At 54.1% G+C, this 17,520-nt stretch carries 18 protein-coding genes; 6 read left to right on the top strand and 12 right to left on the bottom strand.

Annotated features, from left to right (window positions below; genetic code table 11):
• Positions 1-79 precede the first annotated feature (79 nt).
• From ABNH10_RS07465 to ABNH10_RS07475, 3 genes are all read right to left on the bottom strand, one after another.
• On the bottom strand, positions 80-823 hold the full coding sequence (locus ABNH10_RS07465; RefSeq protein ID WP_349385342.1) for a TorF family putative porin: 744 nt from the start codon (positions 821-823) through the stop codon (positions 80-82).
• A 214-nt stretch (positions 824-1,037) separates the two neighbouring features.
• Positions 1,038-1,520 (bottom strand): hypothetical protein, encoded by a 483-nt coding sequence (locus ABNH10_RS07470; RefSeq protein WP_349385343.1) that lies wholly within the window; start codon positions 1,518-1,520, stop codon positions 1,038-1,040.
• A 104-nt stretch (positions 1,521-1,624) separates the two neighbouring features.
• Positions 1,625-2,671 carry a M14 family zinc carboxypeptidase gene (locus ABNH10_RS07475; protein ID WP_349385344.1) on the bottom strand — a complete coding sequence of 349 codons (1,047 nt, stop codon included), beginning with the start codon at positions 2,669-2,671 and terminating at the stop codon, positions 1,625-1,627.
• Positions 2,672-2,948: 277 nt separating this feature from the next.
• On the opposite strand from ABNH10_RS07475, the gene ABNH10_RS07480 reads away from it, so the two are divergent.
• Entirely contained in the window at positions 2,949-3,677 is a 729-nt protein-coding gene (locus ABNH10_RS07480; RefSeq protein WP_349385345.1) for a YiiX/YebB-like N1pC/P60 family cysteine hydrolase, read from the top strand.
• On the opposite strand, the gene ABNH10_RS07485 is transcribed toward ABNH10_RS07480, so the two are convergent.
• Positions 3,577-4,038: a methyltransferase family protein gene (locus ABNH10_RS07485; RefSeq protein WP_349385346.1), complete on the bottom strand. Its 462-nt coding sequence runs from the start codon at positions 4,036-4,038 to the stop codon at positions 3,577-3,579. The genes ABNH10_RS07480 and ABNH10_RS07485 overlap by 101 nt on opposite strands.
• Before the next feature lie 375 nt (positions 4,039-4,413).
• Here ABNH10_RS07485 and ABNH10_RS07490 point away from each other — a divergent pair, with 375 nt between their 5' ends.
• Positions 4,414-5,880 carry a PhoH family protein gene (locus ABNH10_RS07490; protein ID WP_349385347.1) on the top strand — a complete coding sequence of 489 codons (1,467 nt, stop codon included), beginning with the start codon at positions 4,414-4,416 and terminating at the stop codon, positions 5,878-5,880.
• A gap of 134 nt (positions 5,881-6,014) precedes the next feature.
• Here ABNH10_RS07490 and ABNH10_RS07495 read toward each other — a convergent pair whose 3' ends face one another.
• Positions 6,015-7,016, bottom strand: coding sequence for a hypothetical protein (locus ABNH10_RS07495; protein ID WP_349385348.1), 1,002 nt, complete (start codon positions 7,014-7,016; stop codon positions 6,015-6,017).
• Positions 7,017-7,563: 547 nt separating this feature from the next.
• Here ABNH10_RS07495 and ABNH10_RS07500 point away from each other — a divergent pair.
• The gene (locus ABNH10_RS07500) at positions 7,564-8,247 is read left to right on the top strand and encodes an OmpW/AlkL family protein (RefSeq protein ID WP_349385349.1); all 684 of its coding nucleotides are present in this window, start codon (positions 7,564-7,566) and stop codon (positions 8,245-8,247) included.
• Between the two features lie 156 nt (positions 8,248-8,403).
• Here ABNH10_RS07500 and glpE read toward each other — a convergent pair whose 3' ends face one another.
• Together glpE and rhlB are read right to left on the bottom strand one after the other, a co-directional pair.
• Positions 8,404-8,724 carry a thiosulfate sulfurtransferase GlpE gene (gene glpE / locus ABNH10_RS07505; protein ID WP_349385350.1) on the bottom strand — a complete coding sequence of 107 codons (321 nt, stop codon included), beginning with the start codon at positions 8,722-8,724 and terminating at the stop codon, positions 8,404-8,406.
• A 2-nt stretch (positions 8,725-8,726) separates the two neighbouring features.
• Positions 8,727-10,013: an ATP-dependent RNA helicase RhlB gene (rhlB, locus tag ABNH10_RS07510; protein WP_349385351.1), complete on the bottom strand. Its 1,287-nt coding sequence runs from the start codon at positions 10,011-10,013 to the stop codon at positions 8,727-8,729.
• Positions 10,014-10,138: 125 nt separating this feature from the next.
• On the opposite strand from rhlB, the gene ABNH10_RS07515 reads away from it, so the two are divergent.
• The gene (locus ABNH10_RS07515; RefSeq protein WP_349385352.1) at positions 10,139-10,303 is read left to right on the top strand and encodes a hypothetical protein; all 165 of its coding nucleotides are present in this window, start codon (positions 10,139-10,141) and stop codon (positions 10,301-10,303) included.
• Positions 10,304-10,412: 109 nt separating this feature from the next.
• On the opposite strand, the gene ABNH10_RS07520 is transcribed toward ABNH10_RS07515, so the two are convergent.
• From ABNH10_RS07520 to ABNH10_RS07535, 4 genes are all read right to left on the bottom strand, one after another.
• Positions 10,413-11,003, bottom strand: coding sequence for a DUF938 domain-containing protein (locus ABNH10_RS07520; RefSeq protein WP_349385353.1), 591 nt, complete (start codon positions 11,001-11,003; stop codon positions 10,413-10,415).
• A gap of 78 nt (positions 11,004-11,081) precedes the next feature.
• Positions 11,082-11,921, bottom strand: a complete 840-nt coding sequence (locus ABNH10_RS07525; protein ID WP_349385354.1) for an SDR family NAD(P)-dependent oxidoreductase — start codon at positions 11,919-11,921, stop codon at positions 11,082-11,084.
• 304 nt (positions 11,922-12,225) lie between these two features.
• Positions 12,226-12,975 (bottom strand): lysophospholipid acyltransferase family protein, encoded by a 750-nt coding sequence (locus tag ABNH10_RS07530; protein ID WP_349385355.1) that lies wholly within the window; start codon positions 12,973-12,975, stop codon positions 12,226-12,228.
• Positions 12,976-13,049: 74 nt separating this feature from the next.
• Positions 13,050-13,712, bottom strand: a complete 663-nt coding sequence (locus ABNH10_RS07535) for an START domain-containing protein (protein WP_349385356.1) — start codon at positions 13,710-13,712, stop codon at positions 13,050-13,052.
• Between the two features lie 363 nt (positions 13,713-14,075).
• Between ABNH10_RS07535 and ABNH10_RS07540 the strand changes: the two genes are divergently transcribed.
• Both ABNH10_RS07540 and ABNH10_RS07545 read left to right on the top strand, forming a co-directional pair.
• Complete coding sequence (locus tag ABNH10_RS07540) at positions 14,076-15,377, top strand: sialidase family protein (RefSeq protein ID WP_349385357.1); 1,302 nt, start codon at positions 14,076-14,078, stop codon at positions 15,375-15,377.
• Positions 15,377-16,039, top strand: a complete 663-nt coding sequence (locus tag ABNH10_RS07545) for a hypothetical protein (RefSeq protein ID WP_349385358.1) — start codon at positions 15,377-15,379, stop codon at positions 16,037-16,039. The genes ABNH10_RS07540 and ABNH10_RS07545 overlap by 1 nt, the downstream gene beginning before the upstream one ends.
• On the opposite strand, the gene ABNH10_RS07550 is transcribed toward ABNH10_RS07545, so the two are convergent.
• Entirely contained in the window at positions 15,967-17,520 is a 1,554-nt protein-coding gene (locus ABNH10_RS07550) for a sodium:solute symporter family protein (RefSeq protein ID WP_349385359.1), read from the bottom strand. The genes ABNH10_RS07545 and ABNH10_RS07550 overlap by 73 nt on opposite strands.

Here is a 17,520-nt window from a genome sequence, read left to right on the forward strand (position 1 = left end):
TTGCGTGTTTACGAGGACTAGGTAGGAGCCCTGCAGCGTAAACCGTGGGCGACAGGCGCCGCCCTAATAACTTTGTCGTTTACAACGGGAAGCTGTAGCCGACTACGAAGAGCGGATCTTGATCATCGGTAACGTCAGCGAACTCATCGCTATCTACCACTTTGGAGACGGTAAAGGCCAAGTTTTCGATAGGAGAGTAGCTCAGGTCCACGTGTGTGTAGTTGGTGTCGTCATCGTCCAGGTCCCAGGTGCCTACGGTTAAACCAAAGGCGTCATATTCGTAGCCCAGGGTCAGGTACAGGTCGTCACCAAAATTCTCTTTGTCGGAATTGCTCAGGTTGTTGGCGCTCACGTAACCGGTGAAAGTAAAGCCGCCCATGCCCACGCTGGCAATCAGTTCTGCAAGTTCGCCAGCGCCAATATCATCTTCCGGATACACGTAAGTCCAGTAAGAAATATCGTAGCTCAAGCTGCCTGCTTCGCCCCCGAAACCTGCGTAAAAGTCAGTCTCCGTGGAGGTCGTGCCAGAGCCTTCAATTGGGGCGCCGCCAGGACCGGTGACGGTGGCTTCGCCAGTGAGGCTCACAGGGGTGCCCGCAGAAGAAATCCAGGTGCCTGCATAAAAGCCTGCGTCGGTGGTGAAGTCTAGGCTGCCGGAAACGTTAGCCGTACCGGCAGACACATCCTGACCGCGCCACAGGTACATGCTGGCAATCCCCAAACTACCACTGATTTCTGCAGCTGCCATAGACGGAGCCACCACGCTTGCTGCCGCAATAGTGGAAGCAATGAGCGTTTTCTTCAGACCAAGTACGTTTTTCATGTGCAACCCTCTTAACAAGTCTAATTTGTTCAAATGTGCGCGAGTGGCGCACCGCCTATCAGGCTCGAAAAAGAGAATGCAGAGAGCGTGCCAGTTTTGTTTTTCCTTTATTTAATAATGACTTGAATATAATCGGGGCGAGGTGAGGGGCATGGAGCAGCAGCAACAAGGAAGAGGGTGCGCCGCAATGGTGCGGCGCACCAAATGAGGGTGTTTATGACGGGCACTCCCAGTCGACGTGTACGGCGTCTGCGGAGTGACCACGACTATTGGTCAATGACAGGCCGCATTGCCCCTGACTGAAATTAAATTTTGCTTGGTAGTGTTCGCCTGCCAGCGCTTCGAATTGAAGAGCGACTCGACAGCGATCCCGCTTGGTGCTGTTGGTGCTTTTTTGGTTGTAGAGAATGCCAATCCGGGCTTGCCGGGAAGCTTTCAGGCTAGTCGTTACTTCTGGGCTTTTCTTCATGACCTCCATTAGCTCATTCAGGCTGTCGCCGCCAATGGGCCGTTGTGATATGGAGAAATCCGTGGATTGGAATCCCTCGCCAGGCACACAGATAACAGGCTGCGCTGCTGTATCATTGCTGGTAAAGGTGATCTCGGCGGTGTCCTCACCGTAGGGTTGTTGGTAGTTACTGAAGTGTTGGCAGCCGGTGACAAGCAGAGCAATAGCTGGAACAAGCAGAGGTTTCATACCGGGTTTCCTGAAAGTCGAGTTAGGACAAGTGTAAGGCAGAGCGCATCGTGACCCAACCTTGTGCACAAGGCGATGCAATTGCAGGGCCAGTTCCGGGTGAATCAGTGATTTTCCAAAAACCAGTGTTCAATGGCTTTTTGGGTGAGGGAGTTACGCTCATTGGCAGAGGGTAGCCAATTGCCAGCATTACTGGCCATGGCGGTGAGGAACTCGAAGAATGGCAGGTGTTGTCGCAGAACCCGGTGGTGGCGATGACTGATCACTGGATTGAAGTAACCGAAAAAATCCAGCATTTGGCGCGGGTTTTTACGCACCCAGAGCCAAGAGCCCATTTCCAGTGTGAATGGCAGGAAGGTGTGGTCCGGCTGCTGTTCCTGAGCGTCATCGTAAAGGTAATCCCACAGGTCTCCGTGGGTGGTGTAGTTAATTGATTGGGGCTCGATGAGGTAGGGGTGATGGTTCGGGTAAGTTTGTTCAAAGACCTGCTTTAGTTTGTAGACCTCAGCAATGTGTGGAATCGGTCGGTGGCTTCGTGCATAACAGCACCAGACTCGATCTCGACGGCCAAAGCCGCTGTGACAATCCAGGCTGATGGAGAACGGCGAGGTAAACAGTTTCTCGCGTACGGTGCGGATGACCGCCTGAGCTTCAAGCTCCATGGGAGCGCCGACTTTGCCCCTATACCAGGGCAAATGGCGGCTGATGCGATGGCCGCCCACTAGAAAAGGGACCCTCCCCATGGCGTCTACCGGAGCGTTGCGCATCAGGTCTACCCCGTTGGGGTTGCTGCGAGTGCGCCGCCAGATGCCGCCGGGATTAATCATCGGCATGAAGACCAAACGTACTTTTTCCAAGCGGCGATGTAGCTGGTCATCCCATTGCAGGCGATGGATCAGGCTGTGCAGCCAGGACATCAGCACCTGGCTGCCTATTCTCTCTACCCCGTGGACGCCACCAAAGAATCCCACTACAGGCGCATTGGGTGAACGGCTGCCCAGTTCGATCACCTGTATCGGCAAGGACAACTCGCCTATAGGCACGTGGTGTACTGTGGTGACGCGCAGGTGCCGCTCTCCATGGCGTATCAGTGCATCAAGTTCCAGAAGCTCTGGTAGGTGGCGTTGCAATAAGTAGAGCTTGTCTTCCATAGGCGGGGCAAGAGAGAGGCACAAGGTGTTGCTGAGGATAGTGGATGGAGATAACAGAAATGTGACGATGCAAGCCGCACTCGTGTGTGCTTGGCGATGATCCTATGAGTCGCGAGGAGAATTTCGGTATCACCCACACAAGCCTGAACAGTGTTGTAGCTGGAAGCTTGAGGTTCTTTTCTCCCTTTCACCAAACCGTGATCCCACTGTCAGAAGGCTGTCATTTGATCTGTTTAATTTCTCGTTCACGGTAGCCAGAAAACCGGGAGCGTCTGTAATGACACCATCTCTGGATTTTTCTTTTGCCCTCCGTACGGGGGATTTGCTGCTGTTTTCCGGCCGGGGCTTTACCAGTGATGTAATTCGGGTTTTTACGCGCAGTCCCTGGAGCCATATTGGCATGGTGCTTCATCTGCCGGGCCAGCCAGAGCCGTTGGTATTGGAGTCCACTACGGTCAGTGAATCCCCAGACGTTACCCTTGGCTACCCAGTCGCCGGGGTGGCTCTGGTGCCATTGCACAGGAAAATCCAGGATTATCCGGGAGCGGTGGCGGTGCGCCGCCGGCATGGCCCGGACCTGACGGAACGTCAGCAACGAATGGTGGTCCGTATGGCCCGACGACTTCTACATCGCCCTTACAAAAACTATGTGCTGTGCAATGCGCTGGATGTGCTCACCGGCTATACCCGGCGTTCGGATCAGCGCGGCTGGTTTTGTTCCGAGCTGGTGGCTGAGCTTTACCGCCGCCTGGGTTGGTTGCCTCTGGACACCCGACCCAGCACTTTGGTGCCCGGCCATTTCGGGTCCCGTCACATGCGCTTGCAGCATGGCAAGTTGGGGCCGGTGGAATGGATCAAATCTGAAACTCCGGGAGCCTGTGTGCTCGATGACGGAGATACGGGATTTATAGCCAACGCCGCACTCTATGGCGATATGCCTGCCATTGCTCACCAAACTGCTGGGCATGGAACGCTTCTTCCGCCGCAATCACATGCTGCTGGATAACCCAGATGACAGGCGCCCACATTACCAGCATGCCGGTGCTGTGTTGAGCCAGTGCCATGGCCAGGTGAAGACAGGCAAAGCCGAGATAAATCGGGTTGCGACTGAGTGCGAACACGCCTTGGGTCAACAGCGTCTCAGCGGCCCGGTGTGGCAGCAGGGTAGTTTGGGCGCGGCGCAGTTGTATTACGGCAGCGATAACAAGGCTGATACCAATCAGCGCCAACACCAGAGTGACCCATTGCTGGCCAAGAAAGTGCACGGCAGGGAGATTCAGGGCACGGTCCAGCCCGTATCCCATCAGCAGGCCACCGAGAAACAGCGCCGGGGGTGGCATCATTATTTTGGGGTGTTTAAGCGGCATGAAGTCTCCTTTCATGGCATGTCGTTGGTTGTGCAAGGCTGGGTTGAGATTGTATCCGGCCCGGTGCGTTTAAATCACGGAAAAATACGTGGCTGGGTATGGGCCTGACGGCTAATGCCCAAGGGCTGTTATTCACTGTGAAGGCAAGGAGGTGAAAAAGATTGAGCAAAGGACCCTTGATCGTTTATGAAAAGCTGAGTTATGGTAATCCCATTCCCGCCTTTGTGGGAGTGATCGCGATCAAAAGCTGAAACAGCTTAATGCAACTGAACCGCCAATTGGCTTAAACCACGGCGGCAGGCGCAGGCGTCACTCTCGCTGCTTGAAATTGACGTCCACGCTAAATGTCGCCCCATCGAAGCACAGGGGATACGCATGGAAGAGCGCGCGGCCAGACTCCACACCCTTTCCGTTAACCACGCAAGCGCTAGCCAGAACGACAGTTCTGCCTTTGAAGAAGACCAGAAAAAAACCTACGTCATTGATACCAATGTATTGATTCACGACCCTAACTCGTTACTCAATTTCGAGGAACATCGGGTGGTGATTCCCATGACGGTGCTCGAGGAACTGGATAAGCTTAAGAGTGGCAAATCACATACGGCAGCGGACTGTCGTGCCGCCATTCGGCAGATCGACAAGGTGCTGGGCAGCGCCAGCCCCCAGCAAGTGGAAGAAGGGATTCCCATACCCCGTGGTGGCGAGAATGAGCCCCAAGGCACATTGACGGTTTTGATGGCCGAGCGAAACAAAGCCACAGCGCCGCTCACCAATGATCTGAACGACAACCGCATCATCAATGACGTGGTGGCCATGAAGGGCCAGTTTCCAGACCGACGCTATATTCTGGTGACAAAGGACATCAACATGCGCCTCAAAGCGCGTGCCTGCGGTATCGAGTCAGAGGATTATCACAACGATCAGCTGGTGTCGGACATTAAGCAGTTGACGCGAGGCTATTTCGAAGTGCCCGGTTCATTTTGGGATCAGGTCACCGAGGTGGAAACCGAACAGGTGGGCATTGATACCCTTCATCATTTGTCGCATGGCTTACTGGTTAGTGAAATTCTTGGGGAAGAGGTGTACCCCAACCAGTACATCATCGACGAACAGGGTTTTGTCGGCCGGGTGATGACGGTGGAAAACGGTGTGGTGACGCTTCGTCATTACAAGGCGGATAGCCTGATGGAGCAAGAAGCCTGGGGCCTCAAGCCGATGAACATTCAGCAGGCCATTGCCTTGCAAATGTTGCTGGATCCGGATGTGCATATCGTCACGCTCACCGGGGCAGCAGGCTCCGGTAAAACTATTCTGGCGCTGGCAGCGGCCATTGAAATGACCGTGGAGCAAAAAAGCTTTAACAAAATTATTGCCACCCGTTCCACTCCACCGCTGGCGGAAGATCAAGGTTTCCTTCCTGGTACGGAAGAGGAAAAAATGGATCCTTGGCTGGGCGCTATCAATGACAATATTGAGGCACTGCATCTTAACGATGAAAACCCTTCGGGCAGCATTCAATATGTAAAGGAACGTGCCAATATTCAGTTCAAGGCGATGAATTATATTCGTGGGCGCAGCTTCCAGAAATCGCTGATACTGATCGATGAAAGCCAGAACCTGACCCCTCATCAGATGAAAGCAATCATTACCCGGGCGGGGGAGGGCTCCAAGGTGGTGTGTTTGGGCAATCTGGCGCAGATCGATACGCCCTACCTGTCGCCTACCAGCTCAGGGCTAACTTACATGACTGAGCGTTTTAAACGTTTCGTGCATGGGGGGTCAGTGCAGTTGAGCGGGGTGCCGCGGTCGCTGTTGGCTGAATATGCAGAATCGTTTTTGTAAACGTTGACAGCTAAAACCTCCGCGGTTGTGCTGTGCCCTTTAAGGAACAAAGAGGCCGCGCCCAAGCTTTAGGCGCGGCCTCTTGTGTTGCAGATGAAAACAATCTCGGTTCGCGACGCTGCCAATTTCCTCTTTTAACTATCAATAATCTTTCTACACGCTTCTGACTGATAAAAGTCGTCCAGAACCCACTCGATAAACGGCTCCAGTGTTCCTTGCTCAATCAGCACGGTGGCGCCACGAGCCAGGGCCGGGGTGGTGAACTCGCGGATTCGCTCTTCGCTGATTTGCATGCCATCGAGAATACTTTTCAGGGGTGTGTCCATGAGTGATGCTACGGCGGCGCGGATGCCCACACTGACGAGACGGCGAGTGTAATCCAAGCGGGCGCTTTCATCAGTAATGGCGCAGCTTTGGGCGACCACTTCATCTACGGTCCCTTTGGGCACCATGGACATATAGTCAGCGGGTTTAAGCGGTGAGACGCGGCGGTAGCCGTCCCGGGCCAGTTGTTGAATACGCTCGTTGGTGAGCTGCTTGTTCAACCATTGTTCGCCGGTTTTCAGGGTGACGCGAATATTCTTTTGCAGATACACGCGGATGGATTCTTCCATGCCTCCCATGGCTTTGCCGACCATACTCTTGCGACCCATCTTCATTACGCTGCTAACGCCAGGCAGTTTGGCTAGAGCATTTTCTTCCAGCAAAAAATTCTTGATGCCGGTATAGAGCATCTCGCTAACCATTTCGCTGACTAAAGGGTGGTTCATGGCGGAATGGACGGCTTTCTCCCGCAAGCTTTGCAGTTTCAATATTTGTTCAAGGATAGCTTCGAAATGTTCTTCGCGAAGCAGCTCGCCGAGGGCGGTGCCATCCTGTTCAGCGGCTTCCCAGAGAGCGTGACTGACATCGCTAATGACATCTTGCAAGCCACGGGCACTGAGTGCTTCCTGTAACCATTGATCAACTACCAGAACCAAGCTGTCCTGGTCCACTAGGGTGCCGAGTGGGATATCGGTAAGGAGATCGCTGGCCTGCGACATCATGGCGTGCCAGTGCTCTGTTGCCTGCAGTTGCTGAAGCAGGTGAGCTTTGTGGGCATTGCGCAGGGCACTAATCAGTTCGCTGGAGGACATGGTGATACACCTCGTTTTTTATCAAATGCTGGAGAGTAGTGTTACTAACAAGCCTGGATTCAGGAGATAAACGCTCTGCTATTTATCAATATAGGTGAAGACAGTAACCATATTGTGCGGTATTCACTCAAGCCTGTATGTACCCGGTAAGACTGCTATCCGGGGCGCTAGTGCTAACCCATTAAAGATAAGGTGCCGTGGACCCGCCTCTGGAAACAAATTGTTTCAGGCGGGTTCGCAATTTACTCCTGATTCTGGGCCCAGAGGGGCCACTTTTGGATGCGCGTTGCGAGCGAATGTCGGAGGTTAAACTTCTATCCCCTCTCTGTCGAAAGACGTCTTTAGCGGGTTTGTAGCGGTCTTCTACGGCGTCGTTGAGCCTGCAATCTATTGTGGGATTTTCGATGAAAATCTGATCAGTAGCCAAATCGTTTATTGATGCAGCGCAATGTTGTGAATTCGAAGGTGGCGTTCAATGGGGTCTCCATCGTGAACCATCACTACAGTGAACTTCACAAGGGGCCTGGTTTTAACAAAGGGGATGAGTATGAAACTGCGAGGACAGGGAAAAAACGTATTGCTGTTGTCAGCGATGTTGGTGGCAGCGCCAGCCATGGCACACCAGTCAGGTGACTTCATTGTGCGAATGGGGGGGATCAAGGTTGATCCGGATGTGAGTAGCGATAGCTTTAATCCCGGATTGCCTGCGGTTGGTGGGTTGGGCGTGGATGTGGATGACGATACCCAGCTGGGCCTGACATTCTCATATATGGTTACGGATAACATCGGTGTTGAGCTGGTCGGGGCGACGCCATTTACTCATGACATCATCTTGGATACGGGGGGCTCAGGTGTAGCGATTGGTGAGACCAGTCATTTGCCGCCTACGCTACTGGCACAGTTTTATGCTCCCCAGCTAGGTCCCGTGCGCGGCTATCTTGGGGCTGGGGTGAACTACACGCTGTTCTTCGAAGACAGCATTGATGATGCGGTGGTGAGCCCATTGGTGGGCGGGGCCGATGTGGATGTTGAGCTGAGTAATTCTGTGGGGTTTGCCTGGGAAGTAGGGGCGGATTTCATCATTGATGAAAACTGGCTCTTCAATGTCAGCATCTGGAATATCGATATTGATACCGAAGCACGTCTATACGTGAACGATAGCCGGGTGGACAAAATCGATGTGGAAATTGACCCTTGGGTCTATATGGTCGGTGTGGGCTATCGCTTCTAAAAGCCGCTGGAGTTGTATGTAATACGTTGAATGGTGTAGATGCAAAGGCCCGCTGGGGTAAAGTAGTGGAGGGGGCGGAGAGGGTGTAGTAAATACTATCCGCCTTCCTCTTTGATTTTTTATGGGCATGCAACGCGTTGTTTCTAGAGGACTTTACTATGCTGTTTCCTCTAGGCATTCCGGGAATTGCTGGCGGAATACGTCGTAGCCCCCATCCAGGCTGACTACGTTGTTGAAACCCTGTTCAGTCAACCAGTCCGACGCACTTTGGCTACTATTGCCATGGTAGCAGTACACCACCAATGCCCGGTCCTGAGCGGTGTTGGCCAGAAACTGATCCACGTTGGCCTGACTTAAATGCAGGGCGCCTTGCAGGTGTCCTGCGGCAAAATTGGCCGGGTCGCGGATATCGACGAACAGAGCCTCGCCTTGATCAAACAGGGCTTTGCCCTCCGTAGGGCTGATTCGTGTCGCCATGGTCAGTCCTTCTTTTCTGCGTTTTGCGCTGCGTCAGTGTCTGGCGCTGTCGCGGGCTCAGTGGTTCCCTTTTCCGCCAGCAAGTCTGCGGGCGGGTATTCGCATTCCAGCTTCATGCCGATGGCGTTTTCCAGCTCCGGTAGCAGGAAGGCGTCATCTTCACAGGCAAAACTGATCGACATACCGCTGGCACCAGCGCGACCGGTGCGACCAATGCGGTGCACATAGTCTTCCGGATCTTCAGGCAGATTGTAGTTCACTACGTGAGAGACGCCATCAATGTGGATGCCGCGGCCGGCCACGTCCGTGGCAATAAGCACTTGCAAGTCGCCGGCCCGAAAGCGCTCCAGCGTTTTGCTTCGCTGAGTTTGCGGGACGTCGCCGGAAATCAGGGAGACTTTAAGCCCCCGCTTTTGCAGCCGATCGCACACCCGGCGAGTAATGTCTCGACGGTTGGCAAATACGATGACCTTGTCCATGTCCATGCCGGTAATGAGGTTATAGAGCAGCTTGAACTTGTCGTCTGTATTGGTGATGTAGACCCTCTGCTCTACGGTATCAGTGGTGACTTGAGTTGGCTCTATCTCCACGACTTCGGCATCCTGCGTCCAGCGGCGGGAGAGGTTCATCACATCGTCGTTGAATGTGGCGGAGAACAGTTGAGTTTGGCGATACTGGCTTTTCGGCGTCATGCCTACAATGCGTTTTACATCGGGGATGAAGCCCATGTCCAGCATACGATCGGCTTCATCCAACACCAGAAACTCTACCCGGTCCAGCCACAGATCGCGGCGTTTGGCGAAATCGAGAAGACGACCGGGGGTGGCTACCAAGATATCAATCAGTTTGTTTTGCAGCCGTTCCTGTTGGCGATTGAAGTTCATACCGCCCACCACGCTCATCACTTGAAGGTCGGTGTACTTGGTCAGTATGTTGGCGTCCTTCTCGATCTGCATGGCCAGTTCCCGGGTGGGGGCCACGATCAGGGCGCGGGGCTCACCGGCAAAGCGTTGGACATCAATGGGATGTTTGAGCAAATCGTTTATTACAGTGATCAGGAAGGCGGCGGTCTTGCCGGTACCGGTTTGAGCCCGGCCGATGGCATCGGCGCCAGCGAGGGTATGTTCCAGGACTTCAGCCTGAATAGGCGTGCAGTACTGGAAGCCCGAATCGGCGATGCCGTGCATCAGATCCAGGTGCAGATCAAAGTCGTGAAAGCGGCGTTCGCCTTCTTTTTCCGGAACCTGAAATTGCTCCAGGCTCCAGGAGCTTGCTTTGTCTTTTTGCATGTATTCGCTCAGTCTGAATGCGAGAGAGTTTGAGAGTATAGCCACCTTGATGACCCTGTTTGACAAGGTTTCGGAGGTGTCTCCAAACGTTATATTGTATAAAAAACAATCGGCGTTGTCCGAAGATGTCAGTTATCGGCTTGCTTAGCGGCGTTATTGTAGTGTCTTGGGTGGGGGTACTGTTAGCCATTTTCATGGATTTACCCTCTCCTTTCGACCGCTTGTTCGTTATCACCGGCGCGGTGGTGGCAATTCCCTTTGCGCTTGAGTGTCAGGGTTATGCCCTATAGATGCGAGGTAAGGGGCTGTGTCATTGGCGTGATGGCCATGATGCTCGGAGTAATTTACCCGAAACCGAAATGCACGGTTTTCGCCCTGGTTGAGTTTCAGGTTACGGTCTTATCCGAATACTAGCACCCGGTTATTGGCCGGCATGGCATGGTCCGCGAGGCATTGCCGGCCATGGCGGTCAAACTCCTGTTCTACCCATTCTTTGTCGCGGATCCCACGTTGCGCATTGGTGGCTTTCAGCCAACGTTCAAACTGTCGATTGGAATCACTGGTGAACTGCCCATCGTAGTTGAAAGGGCCGTAGACCATGAACAACCCCTCTGTGCTGAGACGCTGGCACCCTTCAGCGATGCAATGGGCGACCAGTGATTGCGCCATGATGTGAAACGTATTAGCGGTGAACAGATAATCAAAAGGCCCAACGGGCCATTGGCCGCTCACATCCAGCGCCAGCGGGGCATTTGCAGGATTAGGTGTTTCGCCCAGCCAGTGGCGAATGGTGGGGAGATTCTCCGCCACATCAGAGGGTTGCCATTGCAAATGGGGTAGCTGTGCAGACAGCCAAGCGGCATGCTGCCCGGTGCCGGCTCCAATTTCCAGCAGCCTGCCGGGGGCCTGACAGTGTTGCTGCAAAACCTGGAAAATCGGGCCTTTGTTGTTTTCGGCCGCTTGGGAAAAGGGAACCTCTGAAGATGTCATGGCTACTCCTATGAGTGAGTAGTCATGGCATCATCAAAGGTCTATTTTGGCAAGGGTAAAGCGTTATTCCCTCACTCCTTATTTTTTGTTCATATACTTCTGACCCATGGTAATCAGCCTCTGGTAGCTGGTCGGCAGCAGGCGCTGCATGGTGTCGACAGCGATAGCATCCGAACCGATCAACACCCGACGTTTGTTCCCGCGGACTCCCTTGAGGATGGTTCTGGCCGCTTCTGCTGGTGTGGTGCGAAACATTTTTTCGAAATCCTGAATGGCTTGTTCCTTGCTGGCACCGGTGATGCGCTCAACGCCATCGCTCATGCGCGCGGCTTTGGCGATATTGGTCTTGATACCACCAGGATGAATGGAGGTGCAGGATACCGAGTTGCCTTCCAGTTCCAACTCAATGCGCAAGGACTCAGTGAAGCCGCGCACCGCGAACTTGGCTGCGTTGTAAGCAGACTGAGTAGGAATGCCCACGAGACCGAAGATGGAAGAGATATTGATGATATGCCCCTCACTGGCTTGCTTCAGGTAGGGCAGGAACGCTTTGGTTCCGTAAACCACGCCCCAGAAGTTGATGTTCATCAACCACTCGAAGTCGTCGTAATTCATCTCTTCTACGGTGGCGCCCAATGCTACACCAGCGTTGTTGAAAATCATGTTGGCGTGCCCGAAATGATTAACCACATCGTCGGCGAAAGCGTAGAACGCTTGGCGATCCGCTACGTCCAATATCTTGGTCATCAGGCGATCTTCGCTGAGATTCAGGTTGTCAGCGGTCTCTTTTAGGCCGGCCTCGTTAATGTCCGAGAGAGCCAGTTTTGCGCCAGAGGCGGCCAGCTCCATGGCCAGAGCACGGCCAATGCCGGAGCCGGCACCAGTGATAACAGCAACTTTATCTTTGAAATCTTTCATGATCACTCCTGTCGCCGCTCTAGCAAAAGCGGCGTTCGCTGTTGGTGTGTGAGTGCAACGCACAAAGTTGGAAAGCGCGAATAGCTTGTCACGGGGCCTGGTAACCAAACGGCCTTGCGGTGTCGCGTGGGGACCAGCGTTTTCGGTTGGCGCTGTGATTACCAGCGCTTTTTAACTTTGTACTTTCAGCTTGCAGCCCGATTTGCGCCTGAGTGTAGACACTTTGTCACTGCAGAATGGGCCAATCTTGCCAGGCAAGGAGTGGGGGTGGTGGCGTTGGCGACACGTCGGGCCGTCGCTGGAGTTAGAGCAACGGCTGTGGGCAGTTGTCGTTTAACGGAGAGGCAATGGCGGCGCGGCTCTGCTGGATCAGGGCTTGCAGTTCGGCCTCAGTGTTGTCGGTCACTGTGAGTGAGGGGTGCATAATCAGACGGGCGGTGGCGCCGGGATGCAATCTTAAGGTTCCGGCGGGCAAAATGCTGAATGTTCCCGACAGGGTGACAGGCAACACGGGCATTTGCAGTTCCTGAGCCATTTTGAAGGCACCTTTCTTGAAGGGCTTCAATTGTCCGTCGCGGCTGCGAGTGCCTTCGGGAAAGAACAACACGCTGGCCCCATTGGCCAACCGCAAACGGGCGTCATTCAGGGAAGCAATGGCTGCTTCGGTGTTGTCCCGATTAATGAAAATATGGCCTAATTTTTCGCAGCAGATACCGATAATCGGCACTTTGCGTAGCTCATGTTTCATTACCCAGCGAAAATCCATGCCGAGATAGCTGTACAATACAAAAATATCGAATTGACTGAGGTGGTTGGCGACGATGACGTAACTTTGGCCGGGCTGTAGGTGATGACGGCCTTCCACCTCTACTCGCACGCCGCTGTAAAGCAGGCAGAGCCGGGCCCACGGTACGGCGGTGAGTTTTGCGACTTTCCCAGCGGGTAGAAAAAGAGTGAGTAGTAAACAGACCGCGCCGGCCAGCAGAGTAGTCGCTAACATGAGTGGTACAAAGATCAGCCAGCTATACAGGAAGAAAAACAACCGCATTACCATCTGACGCTCTCCGAATCGCACAGAAACTAAGCACTATGTTAGTAGAGCTTTGATCGAAAGCGACAGAGGTGTAATCACTTTGTTACGTTTGCGTTATGCTCTTCCGGTTGCTCGGGCGGTGGGGCGGCTTGGGGTGTGGCATCTGCAGGCCTGCCCGGGCCATGCAGATCAATGTAATCGTAATAATGGTTCTGATATTCCGGTTTATTGATGATGCGGCGAAGTCGCTCTAGCGTGAAGTAAGGCGCATCGCGTAGCAGAATATTGGCAATCCAGGCGGGGATGTAGCCGCCCGGGTCCAGAATCAGTTCATAGGTCATTTCTACTTGGTGGTTGCTCAGCCGGCTAAAGGCTAATACCCCGGTCATTTCAGGAAAGCGGATATAGTTCTTGGTGGGGGGCAAAGCATCCGGTTGGTTGATGAGGGTGATTTTCACCGAATCGGGATTGGGGTTCAGCACTTGGGTCACTTTTGCGCGTAATACCGCTTCCCGGTCGGCCAGCGGCCAAGGCAGTTGGGTGGTGAAGCGTAACTGACGGTCGAGGGGGTTGGTGCGGCCGAACTCTTCGGCGCTATCGACAAAATGCAGCCATTTAGGGTACGAGGGGTAATCGTTGAGCAGTGCGACCAGGGAGTACTCGTCTTTCAGGGGGAAGCGGGTGATGCCACGAAACGTCTTCAGGCGGGAGTCATCCCGGTGTTTCATGTACACCTGAATGTCATTGCGGTCACTCACCAGACTCCAGCCTTGATCTTCATCGCTGAATGCTGGTGCACAAAATGTAGAGAGTGCAAGTAAAAGCCAAAAGAGGCCTGAAGGTAGTAGCCTGTCCATAGGGGGTGAAAAATCCTTGTTCGTTATTTTTGGAATGGGTTCGGTCAAAAACGCGGCGTCATTATGACATTATCATTATGGGCCTGAACACATTTTGATCGCTCTACAGGGCATCTTCTCCGCGTAATCGGACAGCCGGTGTAGCAAATTTGTATCAACGGCGGGCAATTTTTCAGACGGCTGGTAGACTGTCGCCCGGCGTGTAATACGCTGATCGAGCAACCAGGAACAATTATTTGCATATTTCAGTTGTGACAATCCCCTATGCTTAAGCGAGCGTTTCATCTTTTGGTCGGTGCTGCCTTGGTGGCAAGCTATTTTGCTGCAACACCGGCGCGGCTCTGGCAACCGGCCCCGCAGTTACTGGCAGCGGACCCCGCCCCGGTGCCTTCCGATTCCCAGTGGCAAACCCGTTTTGCGTCAGATGCGGACACCAGCATGGTGCACGCGGCGTCCATGGTGGAGTTACCGGATGGCCGGTTGCGCGCTTTTTGGTTTGCCGGGACCCGTGAAGGGGCGGCAGATGTGTCTATTAATTCCGCTATTTTTGATCCTCAATCAGGAACCTGGTCCGACGAGGAAGTGTCCGTCACGCGTGAACAGATTTCCCAAGGCTGGGGCCGGCACATTCGCAAGCTGGGTAACGCGCTGCCGGTGCTGGATGAGGATGGCCGCATGCGTTTGTTTGTGGTCGCAGTGAGCTTCGGCGGCTGGGCGGCCAGCCGTTTGGTAGTGCTGGAATCTTCGGATCTCGGCGCCAGTTGGGAATTTGCTACTTCATTGGTGGCCACCCCGTTTCTGAATATCAGCACTCTGGTCAAAACCCCGCCTATCCATTACAGCGATGGCAGCATTGGCTTGCCGGTGTATCACGAAATGGTCGGCAAGTTTGGTGAAATTCTGCGACTGGACAGGAATAACCGTATCCTCGGCAAGGCTCGTATTGGGCATGGGCGCAAGGCTATTCAGCCGCTGGTGTTGGTGGATGACAGCAACCACGCTGTTTCTTTCCTGCGCAATGAGAACGAACCAAACAACGGGTACTTGTATCAGTCTTCCAGTAGTGATGGTGGTTGGTCCTGGTCGCCGCTGAAATATTCTCCGCTGGATAATCCTAGCTCCGCCCTTGGTGGCGTAGCCATGGGGCCGGGACATTGGCTGGTGGCGACCAATTGTAACCGTGAAGAGCGCGATGACCTGTGTATTCGCGAAACCCGGGATGCGGGGCAGCATTGGGAAGACCGCTGGTATTTTCATAATCGAGAGCAGTGGCGAGGTGCTGAAATGAAATCAAACACCTTTATCGACTTGATTGAACAAGAGTTCATCGGGGAAACCACGGCGGAGGATCAACGCTTGTATCTGGAACGAGTCAAAGCCAACAAATGCCATGGCGAGCGAGGGTGCGAGTTTCAGTATGACTACCCCTATATGTTACGTACTCGTAATGGGGATCTGCACATACTCTACACTTGGAACAAGTCGGCTATTCGACATGGCTGGCTAAAAGCCAATTCGATTGAGCGCAACGTGCCGCAGCAAAAGCTAACGCAAGGAAGCCTGTGATGTCGGTTGATTTGGTTATTTGCGCTTTAGTGCTGGTGGCGGTTCAGTTGCGGATCAGCGCTAGTTTGCTGTCTTTGCGTGGCCGTGTGGTTTTGGCTTGCGTGGTGTTTGTGTGGTCCTTGTTGCCGTACCCATGGGGGCCAGGGGCTTGGGTGCTGAGCTATCTGGCCGGTTTCAGTATTACCTCCGGCTTGTTGGCGATGTTGGCGATTCAGCACCGTATTGCTGGTCACTACTGGTTGCCGGTTCGTGAATTACGTACAGCGTGCCGGATGCTGGTGTTAATGGCGATGTGGTTCTACCCAATGAGCATGGGTTCCAGCTATGAGGATCCCTATTCGTTGGGTTTCGGGAGTTTTGGCTTCAGCACTGCTCTGTTGTTGATCGGGCTGCTGGCGTGGGTGACCCGCGCCTATGCATCGTGTTTGATTTTGGTGGCGGCTCAGTGCGTTTTTAAGGCCGGTTGGCTGGCTAGCGATAATCTCTGGGATTACCTGATGGACCCTTGGCTGGTGTGTTGGGCAGTGGGTTGGTTGCTACGCGATCGGCTGCTGAGTGCGAAGGCCCTGCTTGCGCAGCAGTCATTGGCTCAGCCCTCGGTAGCGGGCTGGGGTGAAACCGGCGCCACCGAGGCAGCAGGCCAGAACAAAGCGACAAGGTAGCCGACCAGAAACATCAGTACATTGCCAATCAGCCCGGTGTAATACAGGTCAAAGGGGGCGCTCAGCGCCTCCGGTAAAAGCTGGTTATTGGTAAGAATGGTCCAGCTGGTGAACACCAGGGTGCAACCAATACCTGCCCAAGCGGCCCGCGCATTGCCCTTCTTGCTGAAAAAACCCAGCAAATATAACCCCAACATTCCCCCGCCAAGCAGCGACACCAGAATGGTTGACGTATCTTGCAGCGTTTTGGTATCAGCCTGATTCAGCCACAATGCCCCGAAAATCATGACTCCGGTGACGGCGACGGCGATGCCCCAGGCCACTTTCAGGTAGTGGCGATCATCGCGCCCAGGGCGCAGATGGCGGCGATACAGGTCAACCACACTAACGGTAGTGATGGAATTGATGCTGGAATCCAGCGAGCTCATGGCGGCGGCCAGTGCTGCTGCAATCACCAGCCCGGCCACGCCAGCGGGCAGGTAACCGGTAATGAAGTGGGGCATCAGGGTTTCTGCTCGGGCTTCGCCCGTCAGAATCGCACTGGCCTGGGGGTCCGGGTAAACCTGAAAGAACACCCACAGGGCGGTGCCTAACAGCATGTAGAATGCCCAAAGCGGCAACGCGGTAAACAGGTACACCCAGAGGCCCCGCCGGGCCTCCTTGGTGGATCGAGAGGCGCAGTACCGCTGTACCGTATTTTGGTTGCTGGAGTATTCGGTGAGCCAGTTGGTGAGGCCGATCAGTAGCATCATTGTGGCGGTTTTTTCGCTGAGAGAAAACGACCAGGATGTGTCTCTTGGGGTGCCATTTTCCGAAGGCGCCAAGGCAAACTTACCGGCATGCCCTGCCTGTTCGAATACTTGATTCAGCCCGCCGGGTAGAGCGTCGAGGATAACCCACAGGCAGATGAGCCCGCCCAGTAAAAGAATGACGGTTTGCAGCACATCGGTCCAGATCACCGCATCAATACCACCGATGATGGTGTACAGGCCAACAAAAAGTCCGCCTAGGATAATGGCGGTGGTGGGTGTCAGATCAGTGACTTGTTGTATCAATAGAGAGAGCAACCACAGGATCATGGCCAGGCGCACCAGCTGCGCCACAAGAAACGCCACGGCACCATATACTCGGATGGAGGGGCCATAACGTAACTCGAGGAATTCATAGGCGCTGGTCATATTTCCGCGCCGGAAGAAAGGCAGAAAAACAAAAGCCGCCACCAGCATAGCGGGCAGCAGGGCCAAGTTGGGTAGGTAGCGCAACCAGTTGGTCATGAAGGCGTCGGCGGGATAGGCCAAGAAGGTAATGGAGCTGATTGAAGTGCCTACCAGCGACAGGCCGATTACCCAGCCACGAAAGCGGCGACCGCCCACAAAATATTCTTCGGTGTTGGTGTTGCGGCGTGAGAAGTAGATACCGATGCCCAGCACGATACACAGGTACCCAGCCAGGACCACCCAGTCAGCGATTGCCAGAGTCAT

The sequence above is a fragment of the Alcanivorax sp. genome, assembly GCF_040119285.1.
Taxonomy (GTDB): domain Bacteria; phylum Pseudomonadota; class Gammaproteobacteria; order Pseudomonadales; family Alcanivoracaceae; genus Alcanivorax.